General features: G+C 67.9%; 15 protein-coding genes and 1 tRNA gene. 13 read left to right on the top strand and 3 right to left on the bottom strand.

Annotated elements, in window-relative coordinates; genetic code table 11:
• Positions 1-132 precede the first annotated feature (132 nt).
• On the bottom strand, positions 133-771 hold the full coding sequence (locus QU603_RS08525) for a vitamin K epoxide reductase family protein (RefSeq protein WP_308490966.1): 639 nt from the start codon (positions 769-771) through the stop codon (positions 133-135).
• 636 nt (positions 772-1407) lie between these two features.
• Between QU603_RS08525 and QU603_RS08520 the strand changes: the two genes are divergently transcribed.
• Entirely contained in the window at positions 1408-3510 is a 2103-nt protein-coding gene (locus QU603_RS08520) for an Rne/Rng family ribonuclease (protein ID WP_308493983.1), read from the top strand.
• Positions 3511-3564: 54 nt separating this feature from the next.
• Here the strand turns inward: QU603_RS08520 and QU603_RS08515 are convergent, their stop codons facing one another.
• Both QU603_RS08515 and QU603_RS08510 read right to left on the bottom strand, forming a co-directional pair.
• Positions 3565-4161 (bottom strand): TMEM175 family protein, encoded by a 597-nt coding sequence (locus tag QU603_RS08515; protein WP_308490965.1) that lies wholly within the window; start codon positions 4159-4161, stop codon positions 3565-3567.
• Positions 4158-4436 carry a DUF4031 domain-containing protein gene (locus QU603_RS08510; protein ID WP_308490964.1) on the bottom strand — a complete coding sequence of 93 codons (279 nt, stop codon included), beginning with the start codon at positions 4434-4436 and terminating at the stop codon, positions 4158-4160. The genes QU603_RS08515 and QU603_RS08510 overlap by 4 nt, the downstream gene beginning before the upstream one ends.
• A 219-nt stretch (positions 4437-4655) precedes the next feature.
• Here QU603_RS08510 and rplU point away from each other — a divergent pair, with 219 nt between their 5' ends.
• The 12 genes from rplU to QU603_RS08450 all read left to right on the top strand — a co-directional run bounded on the left by rplU (position 4656) and on the right by QU603_RS08450 (position 13437).
• The gene (gene rplU / locus QU603_RS08505; RefSeq protein WP_308490963.1) at positions 4656-4964 is read left to right on the top strand and encodes a 50S ribosomal protein L21; all 309 of its coding nucleotides are present in this window, start codon (positions 4656-4658) and stop codon (positions 4962-4964) included.
• A 20-nt stretch (positions 4965-4984) separates the two neighbouring features.
• Entirely contained in the window at positions 4985-5242 is a 258-nt protein-coding gene (rpmA, locus tag QU603_RS08500; protein WP_308490962.1) for a 50S ribosomal protein L27, read from the top strand.
• 99 nt (positions 5243-5341) lie between these two features.
• Entirely contained in the window at positions 5342-6859 is a 1518-nt protein-coding gene (gene obgE / locus QU603_RS08495) for a GTPase ObgE (protein WP_308490961.1), read from the top strand.
• The gene (gene proB, locus QU603_RS08490) at positions 6856-7710 is read left to right on the top strand and encodes a glutamate 5-kinase (RefSeq protein ID WP_308490960.1); all 855 of its coding nucleotides are present in this window, start codon (positions 6856-6858) and stop codon (positions 7708-7710) included. Before obgE ends, proB begins: the two co-directional genes overlap by 4 nt.
• 9 nt (positions 7711-7719) lie before the next feature.
• Positions 7720-8979, top strand: a complete 1260-nt coding sequence (locus tag QU603_RS08485) for a glutamate-5-semialdehyde dehydrogenase (protein ID WP_308490959.1) — start codon at positions 7720-7722, stop codon at positions 8977-8979.
• A gap of 70 nt (positions 8980-9049) precedes the next feature.
• Positions 9050-9274: a hypothetical protein gene (locus QU603_RS08480; RefSeq protein ID WP_308490958.1), complete on the top strand. Its 225-nt coding sequence runs from the start codon at positions 9050-9052 to the stop codon at positions 9272-9274.
• Positions 9275-9283: 9 nt separating this feature from the next.
• The gene (gene nadD / locus QU603_RS08475) at positions 9284-9880 is read left to right on the top strand and encodes a nicotinate-nucleotide adenylyltransferase (protein WP_308490957.1); all 597 of its coding nucleotides are present in this window, start codon (positions 9284-9286) and stop codon (positions 9878-9880) included.
• Complete coding sequence (locus QU603_RS08470; RefSeq protein ID WP_308490956.1) at positions 9877-11190, top strand: hypothetical protein; 1314 nt, start codon at positions 9877-9879, stop codon at positions 11188-11190. The genes nadD and QU603_RS08470 overlap by 4 nt, the downstream gene beginning before the upstream one ends.
• Before the next feature lie 23 nt (positions 11191-11213).
• Positions 11214-11564, top strand: a complete 351-nt coding sequence (rsfS, locus tag QU603_RS08465; protein WP_308490955.1) for a ribosome silencing factor — start codon at positions 11214-11216, stop codon at positions 11562-11564.
• 76 nt (positions 11565-11640) lie between these two features.
• Positions 11641-11716, top strand: a tRNA-Ala gene (locus QU603_RS08460).
• Between the two features lie 231 nt (positions 11717-11947).
• Positions 11948-12163 carry a helix-turn-helix domain-containing protein gene (locus QU603_RS08455; RefSeq protein ID WP_308490954.1) on the top strand — a complete coding sequence of 72 codons (216 nt, stop codon included), beginning with the start codon at positions 11948-11950 and terminating at the stop codon, positions 12161-12163.
• On the top strand, positions 12160-13437 hold the full coding sequence (locus tag QU603_RS08450) for a tyrosine-type recombinase/integrase (RefSeq protein WP_308490953.1): 1278 nt from the start codon (positions 12160-12162) through the stop codon (positions 13435-13437). The genes QU603_RS08455 and QU603_RS08450 overlap by 4 nt, the downstream gene beginning before the upstream one ends.
• The last annotated feature ends 9 nt before the right edge of the window (positions 13438-13446 follow it).

Raw genomic sequence — 13446 nt, 5'->3', positions numbered from 1 at the left:
CCGTCGGCCGATACTTCTCAGTTTCCGCGACTCACGTGTTGATGCTCCTGACGCATCAACACGTGAGTCTGCGTGCGCGAGGAGGTCGGCGAGTGCGGACGCCCGCGCGCTGCGGGAGATCTGGCCGGGCGATCAGGCCCAGCCGAACTGGATCTGGATCGTGTGCCAGACGTTGGGGATCGCGTTCAGTTCGATCTGTGCGAGCAGGATGACGATGCCGTAGGCGACGATCGTCATCAGCGGCACCCACGTCATGAGCTTGCCGGCGATCTCGCGGGCTCTGCCCGGCAGAGGCACCACGCCCGAGCGCAGCACGTGGATGGTGACCACGAAGAACGAGGGAATCGTCACCGCCCAGGTCACCATGCACCACGGGCACAGCGTGTGCAGGTTCGGCGCGAAGATGCTCTGTGCGATCAGCCAGATCACGAACGCGATGGCGAACACGAAGCCCAGCCAGAACAGCACCCAGAACCATCGTGCGAACCGGGCGCCGGCCAGGATCGCCATCCCGACCACGATGGGCGCGACCCAGCACGCCACGCCGATGATCGGGTTGGCGAACCCGAAGACGTTGCCCTGCCACGAGTCGATGTTCTTGCCGCACTGCACGAGCACGCTGAAGTCGCAGGATGCGTTCGTGCCGGGATTCTGCAGCAGGAGGATCTTCTCCACCGTGAGTTGGAACGCCGCCCACCAGCCGATCACGCCCCCGATGATCAACCAGATGGCAAGACCCTTCGGATGCGTGTGCGTCTGCGATTGCGGCATGGCTCGGATTATGGCATCCGCGGCTATGGGTCGGGGCGGGACGGCCGAGATTGGGCGTGCGGCCGGGCCGGGAACGCACCCGTGTCGGCGCCGCTTCGCGGAATCCGGCATATCAGTGCGATACTGCTGTGTGATGTTCTTGCGGCCGCGCCGTGAGCAGCATCAACGAAGACTTCGGGCGATGAACGCCTTCGCAGCACGCGCCGAGAGCCGGCTGCAGACCGAATGAGTTCGCGGCCCCGCACCGTACCGGAAGGGCACGGAGCGGCGCCGCACGAGATTTTGCCGGGTGACGCGCGGTGTCACCCGCCAGGGAGTACGCCGGTGACGGTCGATGAGAACAACGGGCCCCGTGACAGCCAGCAGCCTTCGGATGCGGCGTCGCCGCTGACATCCGAGGATGCGACGGCGACGGGCCCCGTCGAAGTGGTACAGGACGTCGATGTGCCGCAGAGTGTGGACGCTTCGCAGCAGCCGAGTGCGTCGGACGCCGAGGCCGCTGAGGCACCGGACGAGCCGGTGGACGTCGACGCTGAGGCTGAGGCATCCACCCCGTCGCAGTCGGCGGGACAGGCTGAGCCCGAATCGGACGCTCGGCCCGTGGCTGCAGCTGAGCCGCAGACGGCTGAGGAGCCGATGACAGCGCAGCCCGAGCCTGAGGCGCAGCCCGAACCTGAGGCGCAGGCAGAGCCGGCAGCGCAGCCCGAGCCGGCAGCGCAGCCGGAGCCTGAGGCCCTCACCGCGGTGAGCCTGGGCTTCTTGCCCGCCGAGTTCGTCTCGTCGGTCTCGACGGCGCTGCACTTCTACGCACCCGAGATCAGCGCGCTGCCGGCTGCGCCGAGCCCCGAGGTGCCCACGGAGAGCGCCGGCAGCAGCCGGCGACGCAACCGCCGTCGCGGTTCCGAGCGCAGCGAGTCGGCAGAAGAGCACGCGCCGCGCGAGCACACCGTTGAGATCATCACCGAGCCGCAGCGGATCAAGGGTTCAACGCGGCTGGAAGCCAAGAAGCAGCGCCGCCGTGACGGCCGTGACGCCGGCCGGCGCCGCCCCGTGGTGACTGAGGCGGAGTTCCTCGCACGGCGTGAGTCGGTCGACCGTGAGATGATCGTCCGTTCCAAGAACGGTCGGGTCCAGATCGCTGTGCTCGAAGACAAGGTGCTCGCCGAGCATTACGTGGCCCGCAGCCAGGATGCTTCGCTGATCGGCAACGTCTACCTCGGCCGCGTGCAGAACGTGCTGCCGAGCATGGAGGCCGCGTTCGTCGACATCGGACGCGGCCGCAACGCCGTGCTGTACTCGGGTGAGGTCGACTGGAACGCCGTCGAGACGGGCAACCAGCCACGACGTATCGAGCTGGCGCTGAAGTCCGGCGACCGTGTGCTGGTGCAGGTCACCAAAGACCCGGTCGGCCATAAGGGCGCGCGTCTGACGAGCCAGATCTCGCTGCCGGGCCGCTACCTGGTGTACGTGCCGGGCGGGGCGATGAACGGCATCTCGCGCAAGCTCCCCGACACCGAGCGGGCACGCCTGAAGCGCATCCTCAAAGAGGTGCTGCCCGAGTCGTCCGGCGTCATCGTGCGCACGGCCGCCGAAGGCGCGACCGAAGAGCAGCTGACGCGCGATGTGCAGCGCCTCACCTCGCAGTGGGAGCACATCAACCGGCTGGTGGAGACGCAGCAGGCTCCCGCGCTGCTGCACTCGGAGCCGGACCTGCTCGTGAAGATCGTGCGGGATGTGTTCAACGAGGACTTCTCGAAGATGCTCATCCAGGGCGAAGACGCGCAGAACACGATCGAGAGCTATCTGCAGGCGGTCGCCCCCGACCTGCTCGAGCGCGTCGAGCGCTTCGACGGAGACGGCGATCCGTTCGACTCGTTCCGGATCACGGAGCAGATCGAGAAGGCGCTGGACCGCAAGGTATGGCTGCCCTCGGGCGGTTCGCTGGTGATCGACCGCACCGAGGCGATGACGGTCATCGACGTGAACACCGGCAAGTTCGTGGGCACCGGCGGCAACCTCGAAGAGACGGTCACGAAGAACAACCTCGAAGCCGCCGAAGAGATCGTGCGCCAGCTGCGTCTGCGCGACATCGGCGGCATCATCGTGGTCGACTTCATCGACATGGTGCTCGAGTCCAACCGCGACCTCGTGCTGCGTCGCCTGGTCGAATGCCTCAGCCGAGACCGTACGAAGCATCAGGTCGCCGAGGTGACCTCGCTCGGCCTCGTGCAGATGACGCGCAAGAAGATCGGTCTGGGCCTCGTGGAGACCTTCAGCGAGCCGTGCGAGGTCTGCGCGGGCCGCGGGATCATCGTGCACCACGACCCGGTCGTCAAGCACCGCCCGCAGACGAGCGGCGCCCCCTCGCGGCGCGCGCGCCCGGTGGTGCCCACCACCACGCCTGCCGGCGGCACGCACGTGATCACGGAGAGTGCGAAGTCCGCATTGGCCCAGATCGCGGCATCCACTCTTCACGCCGTCGAGGGCGAGGAGTCCGAGGCGGAGCAGGTCGCCGCACCCGAGCCCGCCCCGGCGGAACGTCCGAAAAAGCGCAAGAAGCGCAAGGACAAGGATGCCGCGGCCGGCCGCGAGCCGAAGTCCGAGAAGCAGCTGCTCCTGGACTCCGTGCTCGACGCACTGCCTGAGCCCAAGGCACCGGGCCAGGGCCGTTCGCGCCGCCGCGTCACCACCGCGGGCCTGCCGGGCACGCCGGTGGTCTACACGCCCGACGGGCAGTAGCGGGGGCGTCGCCTGAGCGTCGATCCCTCGCCCGTCACTGCGACGGGCGGGGGATCAGTCGTCAGCGGAGTCGGGATGTGAGCTGATGAAGCGCTCGACGCGCCGGTCGGGGATCAGCCACATGAGCGCGACCACGACGAAGGGGACCAATCCCAGCCACGGGACGACGAAGGCCAGCCCGATGCCCACCAGGTACAGGACCGGTGACAGCCAGCCCTTCAGATCACGCCCGATGGCCTGACGCAGCCGCTCGCCCCCCGGCAGCCGGATGATGGCGGCCTCCAGCAGGAAGTACGCGAGAGCCGCGCCCAGCAGGTTGAGCCCGTAGACGACCGTGGGCACCAGCGCGACGCGAGACTCGGTCAGCCAGGCGGTCGTGAACGGATACAGCGACAGCCAGAACAGCAGATGCAGATTCGCCCAGAGCACCCGGCCCTCGACCGACGGGTGAAGCTGGAACAGGTGGTGGTGGTTGTTCCAGTAGATGCCGATGTAGACGAAGCTGAGCAGGTATGTGAGCAGACCGAGTCCGGAGGTGTGCACCAGGTCGCTCCACTGGTCGCCGCGGGGGACGGCGAGGCCGAGCACCATCACGGTGATGATGATGGCCAGCACCCCGTCACTGAAGGCCTCGAGCCGCGACGACGTCATCGCGTCTCCTGCCGACGCTCGCGTGCCGTGACCCGCAGCCCCGATGCGATCAGACGCCGCACGAGCTCATGTCCGTCGACATGCGTCGCGCCGGCCGCGATGAGCCGGGCATGTGCGTCTTCGGGCACGTCGTAGTGGTCGCGGTCGAACGCGCGTCGGGGGAGTCCCTGCCTCCGCGCGAAGGCGTGCAGCTCGTCCAACGACGAGTCCGAGACCAGATGTGCCCACAGTCGCCCGTGCGCCGGCCAGCGTGGATCATCGATGAGGATCGTCACGGCTCGATCCTAGGGGCGACACGCGCGGCCGCGCTTTTGCCGATGTTGGCCGCATCCGGTAAAGTAGACCCCTGGTGCGTTGCGCCTCGCCCTCGTATGGCGCGCGCAGGCGCTCCGGAAGACCCGGGCGACCGAGCACCACAGACTTCATCTTTCCCAAAGAGCAGAGTCTCGCCAAGACAACCGGAGCCGTGCGCTCCCAGACGAAACAGGTGTGAAGTGGTTTACGCAGTCGTGCGCGCCGGTGGCCGGCAGGAGAAGGTCGAGGTCGGCTCGATCGTCGTTCTGGATCGTCAGCAGGCCCAGATCGGCGACACCCTCGAGCTGCCCGCCGTGCTCCTGGTCGACGGCGATGCCGTGACCAGCGACGCCGACAAGCTCGCCAAGGTGACCGTGACGGCCGAGGTGCTCGGTGAGGAGCGCGGCCCGAAGATCGTGATCCAGAAGTTCAAGAACAAGACCGGCTACAAGAAGCGCCAGGGGCACCGTCAGGACCTCACGCGCGTCAAGGTCACCGGCATCAAGTAAGCCCAGAGGAGACGCTTCAGATGGCACACAAGAAGGGCGCGAGCTCTACCCGTAACGGTCGCGACTCCAACGCCCAGCGACTGGGCGTGAAGCGCTTCGGCGGTCAGTCCGTCAGCGCCGGCGAGATCATCGTCCGCCAGCGCGGCACCCACTTCCACCCCGGCGTGAACGTCGGGCGCGGTGGCGACGACACGCTGTTCGCCCTCTCGGCGGGCGACGTTGAGTTCGGCACGAAGGGCGGCCGCAAGGTCGTCAACATCGTGGCGGCCGCGGAGTAGACGCAGCTCGCACATTGCATCGCGTCGAGGGGCGAGCTGCGGCTCGCCCCTCGACGCATATCCACCCATATCCAGCCCGATTCGCACAGCAGGAGCGTCATGGTCACTTTCGTCGATCGCGTCACGCTGCACCTGCGTGCAGGCAATGGGGGCAACGGCTGCGTGTCGGTGCGGCGTGAGAAGTTCAAGCCGCTGGCAGGGCCCGACGGCGGCAACGGCGGCAACGGCGGCGACATCACGCTGGTGGCCGATCCGCAGGTGACCACGCTGCTGTCGTACCATCACTCGCCGTACCGTACCGGTGGCAACGGCGGCTTCGGCATGGGCGACAATCGCTCGGGCGCCCTCGGTGAGTCCATCGACCTGCCCGTGCCGGTCGGCACTGTCGTGCGCGACGCCGACGGTGACACTCTCGTGGACATGATCGAGCCGGGTATGCGGTTCGTCGTGGCCGAGGGCGGCCGCGGAGGGCTGGGCAACGCGGCTCTGGCCACCACGAAGCGCAAAGCACCCGGTTTCGCCCTCCTGGGCACGCCCGGGTGGGAAGGCGACGTCCTCCTCGAGCTGAAGACCGTCGCCGACGTCGCCCTGGTGGGCTTCCCGTCCGCAGGCAAGTCCAGTCTCATCGCCGCCGTCTCGGCGGCGCGTCCGAAGATCGCGGAGTACCCGTTCACGACGCTGCACCCGAACTTGGGCGTCGTCCAGGCCGGCGACCTGCGCTTCACCGTGGCGGATGTCCCGGGGCTGATCGAAGGCGCCAGCGAGGGCAAGGGGCTGGGTCTGGAGTTCCTGCGCCACGTCGAACGCTGCACGGCGCTGGTGCACGTCTTGGACTGCGCGACCCTGGAGCCCGGGCGTGATCCGCTCAGCGACCTCGAAGTGATCCGCGCAGAGCTGGCGGCCTACCCCGTCCCCGAGGGACAGGTGCCGTTGCTGGAGCGTCCGCAGCTGGTCGCGCTGAACAAGGTGGATGTGCCCGAGGCGAAGGACCTCGCCGATCTGGTGCGCCCCGACCTGGAGGCACAGGGCTACCAGGTCTTCGAGATCTCGACAGTCAGCCACGATGGTCTGCGCGCCCTCTCGTTCGCCCTCGCCGACATCGTCGCGCGTCACCGGGCCGAGGCCGCAGAGCGTCCGCCGGTCCCGCGCGTGGTGATCCGCCCGAAGGGCTCCGAACGCGAGTTCGTCGTGCGTGTCGAAGGCGGGACCTATGGTCCGCTCTACCGCATCCTGGGCGCCAAGCCCGAGCGCTGGGTGCAGCAGACCGACTTCACGAACGACGAGGCGGTCGGCTTCCTGGCCGACCGGCTGGACAAGCTCGGAGCCGATGACGCGCTGTACAAGGCCGGCGCGATCCCCGGTGCCACCGTGGTGATCGGCCCCGGCGACGGTGTCGTGTTCGACTGGCAGCCGTCGCTGACCTCGGCGGCCGAGGTCATGGTCGCTCCTCGCGGCAGCGACCCCCGCATCGAGCCGAACATGCGTCGCACCAACGCAGAGCGCCGTGAGCAATATCACGAGCTGATGGATGCCAAAGCCGCAGCGCGTGCGGAACTCGAGGCCGAACGCCGTGCCGTCTCCGCCGGCGATGAGGGCGACGAGGACAACGCACGATGACCGCGTCGCGCCGTTCGGAGCTGCCCTCCGCGCGTCGTGTCGTGGTCAAAGTCGGGTCATCGTCCATCAGCGGTGACAACGCCGTCAAGATCGGGCCGATCGTGGCGGCGCTGGCCGCCGCACACGGTCGTGGCACCGAGGTCGTTCTGGTCTCGTCCGGCGCGATCGCCACAGGCATGCCCTATCTCGAGCTGACGTCGCGTCCGACCGATCTGGCCACGCAGCAGGCGGCTGCCGCGGTGGGGCAGAACGTGCTCATCTACCGGTATCTGAGTGCGCTGCGGGAGTTCTCGATCGTGGCAGGGCAGGTGCTGCTGACCGCCGGCGATCTCGAGAACCGCACGCCGCGGCTGAACGCCCGTCGTGCGATGGAGCGCCTTCTCGGGCTGCGCATCATCCCGATCGTCAACGAGAACGACACGGTCGCCACACACGAGATCCGCTTCGGCGACAACGATCGGCTGGCCGCGCTGGTGGCCAAGCTGATCCGTGCCGACGCGCTGGTACTGCTCAGCGATATCGACTCCCTCTACACCGCACCGCCCGATCAGCCCGGTGCCACGCCGATCGACACCGTCGGGTGGGGGGAGGATCTGACCGGTTTCGAGTTCGGGTCGGTGGTCGTCAACAGCGTCGGCACAGGAGGCGCAGCCACCAAGGTCTCGGCGGCACGGGTGGCTGCGGCATCCGGCATCGGCGCGATGGTCACACACGCGGACCTGCTGCCGCAGGCGCTGGCCGGCAAGCACGTGGGCACGTGGTTCGTGCCCAACCCGGCACCGCCGGAGTCCACGCTCACCGGTGTGCTGCGTATGACGGCGCCCGCGGCCGCTACCGGACAAGCTGGATAAACTGGCCGCATGACCCAGGCACCGGCCACAGCCCACGAACGCATGTCACGGGCGAAGGATGCCGCGCGCTCGGTCGGTCTGCTCGATGACGCGCGCAAGCGCGAACTGCTGCTGGCCATTGCGGACGCGATAGTCGCTGCCGCAGCCGACGTCGTGGCAGCCAACGACGAGGACCTGTCACGAGGCCGCGAGCAGGGTCTCTCCGAGGCGCTGCAGGATCGGCTGCGTCTGGACGAGGTTCGCGTGGCGGCCCTGGCCCAGGCAGTGCGCGAGATAGCGGCGCTCCCAGACCCCGTCGGGCGCGTACTGGACGAGCGCACTCTGCCCAGCGGTGTGCGCCTGCAGAAGGTCTCGGTGCCGTTCGGCGTGGTGGGTGCCATCTACGAGGCCCGCCCCAACGTCACTGTGGACATCACCGCGCTCGCGCTGCGCTCGGGCAACGCGGTGGTGCTGCGCGGCGGGACAGCGGCACTGCACACCAACCGTGCCCTGGTCGACGTCATGCGCGCAGCGCTCGAGTCGGCCGGCGCAGACGGCGAAGCGGTGCAGACGGTCGACGACTTCGGACGCGAGGGCGCGCGGGAGCTCATGCAAGCGCGCGGTCTCATCGACGTGCTCGTCCCGCGGGGGAGCGCCCAGCTGATCGAAACGGTCGTCACGGAGTCGTCCGTGCCGGTGATCGAGACCGGAGCGGGAGTGGTGCACATCGTGCTGGATGCCTCTGCACCCCTGGACTGGGCGCGCGACATCGTCGTCAACGCCAAGGTGCAGCGCCCCAGCGTGTGCAACGCGGTCGAAACCGTCCTCGTGCATCGAGACGCCGCATCGCGTCTGGTCGGACCGGTCGTGGGCGCGCTGCAGGACGCCGGCGTCACGGTGCACGGTGACGAGCAGGTTGCGTCCCTCGCTGCGCACGTGGTGGCGGCGACCGAGGAGGACTGGTCGTTGGAGCACCTGAGCCTGGATCTGTCGATGCGCGTGGTGGACGATCTGGACGAGGCGCTTGCGCACATCCGTCGGTACTCGACTCATCACACAGAGTCGATCATCACGACGGACGACGCCAGCGCCGAGCGGTTCCTGGCCGAAGTGGACTCGGCGGTGGTGATGGCCAACGCGTCGACCAGGTTCACAGACGGCGGTGAATTCGGCTTCGGCGCAGAGGTCGGCATCTCGACGCAGAAGCTGCACGCGCGAGGGCCGATGGGCCTAGCCGAGTTGACGAGCACGAAGTGGCTCGCGCGCGGCACCGGGCAAGTCCGCGGGTGAGCGCCTAAACTGTTCAGCAGCGCGTTTCGCGCACCAGTGCTTGCGAGCCATAACCGTGACAGGAGTCCCGATGTCCTTCGCCCCATTGATCGCCTTCGCTGCCGAGGAAGCCGGTGGGTCCGGCAACGTGATGCTCGAGACGTGGTGGTACCCGGTCGTGGCACTCGTGGTCTTCGGCGCGCTCGCGCTGGTGACGCTGTCATACCGCAATGTCTCGAACCGACACTCGCAGAAGGCGGCCGCATATGCGCAGGAGCATGCCGCAGACCTCGCACAGACGGGACATGGCCACTAGGCCCAGCGAATGACGGCCACGCGAGCCCTGCGCATCGGGGTGATGGGCGGGACGTTCGACCCGATCCATCACGGACACCTGGTGGCGGCGTCCGAGGCGGCGGAGTCCTTCGACCTCGACGAGGTCGTGTTCGTTCCGACCGGGCAGCCGTGGCAGAAGAGTGTTGTCAGCGAGAGCGAGCATCGCTACCTGATGACCGTGATCGCGACGGCGTCGAACCCGCGGTTCACGGTCAGTCGGGTGGACATCGACCGCAAGGGTCCCACGTACACGATCGACACGTTGCGCGAGCTGAAGGCGGAACGGCCCGGCGCGGAGCTGTTCTTCATCACCGGTGCTGATGCCGTAGCGCAAATTCTCAGTTGGAGGGACCATGATGAACTATGGGATCTCGCCCATTTCGTTGCGGTCTCGAGGCCCGGTCATGTGCTGAGCACGGACGGTCTCCCGAGCGACGACGTCAGCCAACTTGAGATTCCCGCCCTGGCGATCTCGTCTACCGACTGCCGAGAACGCGTCCGTGACGGCCACCCGGTCTGGTACCTGGTACCGGATGGCGTCGTCCAGTACATCGCTAAGCATCATCTTTACCGGAGCAAGGCATGAGCACATCCGATCAGCCGAGCACTCCGCAGCTCACCCGCAAGCAGCTGCGTGAGCTGCGGAACACCGGCGCGACCCCGATTGTCGCGCCGACGACAACGATCATGCCGGCCCACGACGGCTCAGACTCGATCGACCCTTCCCGCGCCGGAGGGAGTGAGTCGCAGCCGGAGTCCGCGCCTGGCCGCGCCCCAGCTGGTTCCCCGGCGTTCGCGCCCACTCTGACCGCGGTGCCGACGCCGGCACCGTCGCCGTTTGCGCCCCCGGCCGACGCGACCGCACCTGTCGCACCGCTGCCGCGAGCAGCGGACCCGGCGCCCCTGCACACCGCTCCCGTTCCCGATGCCAGTGTCGACCTCGGTGCCTCGCCGCTGACACGCCGCCAGGCGCGGCAGCAGGAGCGCATTCGCACGGCCTCGGTTCCGGTCATCGGACCCGATCTGATCGGACCGGGTGCATTCGTCGCGCAGAGCACGCCGACCGCGGCGGCGCAGGCCTCCACGGCACCGGCCGCCACTGCACAGGTTCCCCGCGAGCAGGTGGCGCCGAGTGCGCAGAGCCCGTTCGCTCCTCCGGCCTTCCCCGCTCCTGCCGCTCGGCCTGAACCGGCCGCAGCGGTGAAGACGTCCGCTGCACAGCCTCCGGCATCCGCTGCCGCGGTACAGGCGGACCACGACTTGTCGTCGTGGACCACCCAGCACGTCGCCGACGATGCACCGACATCCGACACGGGCTGGCTTCGTGCGGTCGTGTCAGAGCAAGAGGATGACGAGCCGGCCCCGGTCGTTGCCGCTGCCCCCGCCGAACGGGCGGTGCTGAACCCGATGTTCGGGGCGGGCCTTCTCGCCGCAGACAGCGCCAAGGACGTCGACACCACCGCGTCATTCGAGCAGCTGCTCACGCGTGACACCTCGACATCCGGGACGGCGACGGCATCCCACGCACTGATCCTGTCGCATGCGTCCGGTGCGCCTCTGGTCGCGCCCATCGCCGGCACGGGCGAGCTGCTGGTCACCGGCACTCTGAGGCTGCCCGAGGGGCTCGGCTCCACCGGGCATGCACCCGGTGTCACCGACGGCAGGGACGTCGACGCTGTGCTCGTCGACGGCGAACTGCCGGCGCATTCGTCACCGACGCCGATCGCCGCGAGTGCGGCCGTCAGCACGATCAAGACAGCAGACGAGATCATCCAGCCTCCGACACCAGAACGGGGCGGAAAGCTCATGGTGTCGCTGGCGATCACCGCCGGTGTGCTGGCGTTGGCACTGGTGGGTGTGCTGGTCTATGCCCTGGCGAGCGGAGCCGTCTCGTGACCGCGAGCGCGCAGGGTGTCCAGATGGCGCAGCTTGCCGCTCGTGCGGCACACGCCAAGGGCGGCGAGGACCTGGTTGCGCTCGACGTGTCCGAACCGCTGCCGCTGGTCGACGTGTTCCTGATCGTCTCTGGCCGCAGCGAGCGCAACGTGGCTGCCATCGCCGACGAGGTCGAAGAGCAGTTGCTCGAGGCCGGGCACAAGCGTCTTCGTCGCGAGGGCCGACAGGAGGCGCGCTGGATTCTGCTGGACTTCGGCGACCTCGTCGTGCACGTCTTCCACGAGCAGGAACGCGTCTACTACGGGCTTGAGCGGCTGTGGAAAGACTGCCCGATCGTGCCCATCGAACAGCTCGAGCCAGCACCCGCGCAATGACCGTGTCGATTTCACTCGACCCTGGCGATGTAGTACGCTGAACGGGTTGCTTCGGAGGGATCCGGAGCCGAAATCTGGGCCTGTGGCGCAGCTGGTAGCGCACCTGCATGGCATGCAGGGGGTCAGGGGTTCGAGTCCCCTCAGGTCCACCAAATCTTCCGCACCACGACTGGGATCGTCGGGGTGCGCACCGTATCCGGCCGGCAGATGAACTGACCCGATCCGGGTGTCCAGGGTCAGTTTATTCACCTGGGCAACCGCGACCAGCCGTAGCGAACCATAAAGAACCATCACAATCTGCCGTTCCGTGGGCTGTGGCCCGTTCGCGCTCGACGCCGCCGAAACGTCGAATTTGCTCAGCCGCGCATATACATGCCATGACAATGACTGGCACTGTCGAGCCCGCGAACTGGCGGATCGACGATCTCCCCGACTTCCTGACGATCGACGAGCTCGCCGACTACATGCAGGTGAGCAAGAACACGGTCTACTTCTGGCGCCGCGAGGGGCTGGCGCCCGACGCGGTGATGCTCGGGAAGCACCTGCGCTTCCCGAAGCAGAGCCTGGCCGGGTGGCTCGCCGCTCGGGAGATCCTGTGAGCCGCCCCGGGCACACCCCCGGGACGTGGGGCGAGGTCAAGTTCGCCAAGCTCGAGAACGGTCAGATGCAGGCTCGGGCGTGGTACGTGCCGACCGATGGTGGTCCTGGTCGCCGCGTCAAGCGGAACGGCCGCACGCGGACCGCTGCCCGCAACGCGCTCCTGACGTACCTGCAATCGCTCGCGGACAGTACACCCGCGGCGACGGTGCACGACAACAAGGAGAGCGGCCGGAAGTCGTCCGCACGTGGGGTGACAGTGCGCGAGGCGGGTGAGATGCACCTCGACCGTGCTGCAGAGATCGTCGCCGTGCGACGTGCCGACGGTGACCACATCCCGGAAGGCACCATCTACGAGCAGACCCGGCTGATCCGAAGCAACATCATGTCATCCGCGCTCGGCGGGAAGATGGTGCGGACCGTGACCGTCCAGGACGTCGACGAGCTCTACCGATCGATGCTGGACACCCGCCCTCAGGCGCGCAACACGATCATCGAACTACGGAAGGTCTTCGACACCGCCCAGCAGCTCGGCCACGCGGACGCCAATCCCGCGAGGGAGTTCCGGGGGATGATCCCGAAGAAGCGGCCCCACAAGTACGCGCCCGGGGCGCTGGGGCTGGACCAGTTCCACACGGTGCTCGTCGCCTACCGCACCCGCCCTGACTGGATGGGCCCGGCTCCTCGGCGTGTGTTGGAGGACGCCGTCGAGACGATATGCGGGACATCGTTGCGGATCGGTGAAGTGTTGGGGCTGAAGTGGGCGGACGCTGATCTGTTCGCCGAGATCCCTACAGGGACCGTTCGCGGCACAGTGATCGAGGGCAGGGGCAAGCCGAAGTACTACCAGCCGTTCACCAAGGTCGACGGTGGGCCGCGCACGATCCCGATCCCGGACTACTTGGTGGAGACACTCCGCCGCCGGCTGAAGGAGCGCAGGCCTGGTGAGGTGTATGTATTCTCCTCATCGTCCGGTCAAATGGTGGGGATGCACGACGTGCATCGCAGCCTGCGCGTGGTCAAGGCGTGGTCGGCCACCACCGACGCGGTCCAGACGATCGACACGGAGATGATCCCGCACGCGCTACGGAAATCCGTCGCCAGCGAGGTCACCGCGAAGGCCACCGATGGGCTGTCGAAGGCATCCAGACTGCTCGGCCATCGTGAAACCGGCGTCACCGAGACACACTACGTCGACCGGCCAGCTCTCGCCCCCGACGTCCGCGACATCACACCCGGGCTCGTCCTCTGGGCCGGCAACGCCCCGGACGCGTGAACTGCGCGC

This window comes from Microbacterium terrisoli (assembly GCF_030866805.1).
GTDB classification, from domain to species: domain Bacteria; phylum Actinomycetota; class Actinomycetes; order Actinomycetales; family Microbacteriaceae; genus Microbacterium; species Microbacterium terrisoli.
The sequence above is the reverse complement of the archived record's forward strand: the minus strand, read 5'-3'. Positions and strand labels throughout refer to the sequence as shown.

Bases quoted from the DNA above. Each gene is read 5' to 3' on its own strand.
- QU603_RS08525 (WP_308490966.1), bottom strand. From the start codon at position 771: ATGCCGCAATCGCAGACGCACACGCATCCGAAGGGTCTTGCCATCTGG.
- QU603_RS08520 (WP_308493983.1), top strand. From the start codon at position 1,408: ATGACAGCGCAGCCCGAGCCTGAGGCGCAGCCCGAACCTGAGGCGCAG.
- QU603_RS08515 (WP_308490965.1), bottom strand. From the start codon at position 4,161: ATGACGTCGTCGCGGCTCGAGGCCTTCAGTGACGGGGTGCTGGCCATC.
- rpmA (WP_308490962.1), top strand. From the start codon at position 4,985: ATGGCACACAAGAAGGGCGCGAGCTCTACCCGTAACGGTCGCGACTCC.
- obgE (WP_308490961.1), top strand. From the start codon at position 5,342: ATGGTCACTTTCGTCGATCGCGTCACGCTGCACCTGCGTGCAGGCAAT.
- proB (WP_308490960.1), top strand. From the start codon at position 6,856: ATGACCGCGTCGCGCCGTTCGGAGCTGCCCTCCGCGCGTCGTGTCGTG.
- QU603_RS08485 (WP_308490959.1), top strand. From the start codon at position 7,720: ATGACCCAGGCACCGGCCACAGCCCACGAACGCATGTCACGGGCGAAG.
- QU603_RS08480 (WP_308490958.1), top strand. From the start codon at position 9,050: ATGTCCTTCGCCCCATTGATCGCCTTCGCTGCCGAGGAAGCCGGTGGG.
- nadD (WP_308490957.1), top strand. From the start codon at position 9,284: ATGACGGCCACGCGAGCCCTGCGCATCGGGGTGATGGGCGGGACGTTC.
- QU603_RS08470 (WP_308490956.1), top strand. From the start codon at position 9,877: ATGAGCACATCCGATCAGCCGAGCACTCCGCAGCTCACCCGCAAGCAG.
- rsfS (WP_308490955.1), top strand. From the start codon at position 11,214: ATGGCGCAGCTTGCCGCTCGTGCGGCACACGCCAAGGGCGGCGAGGAC.
- QU603_RS08455 (WP_308490954.1), top strand. From the start codon at position 11,948: ATGACTGGCACTGTCGAGCCCGCGAACTGGCGGATCGACGATCTCCCC.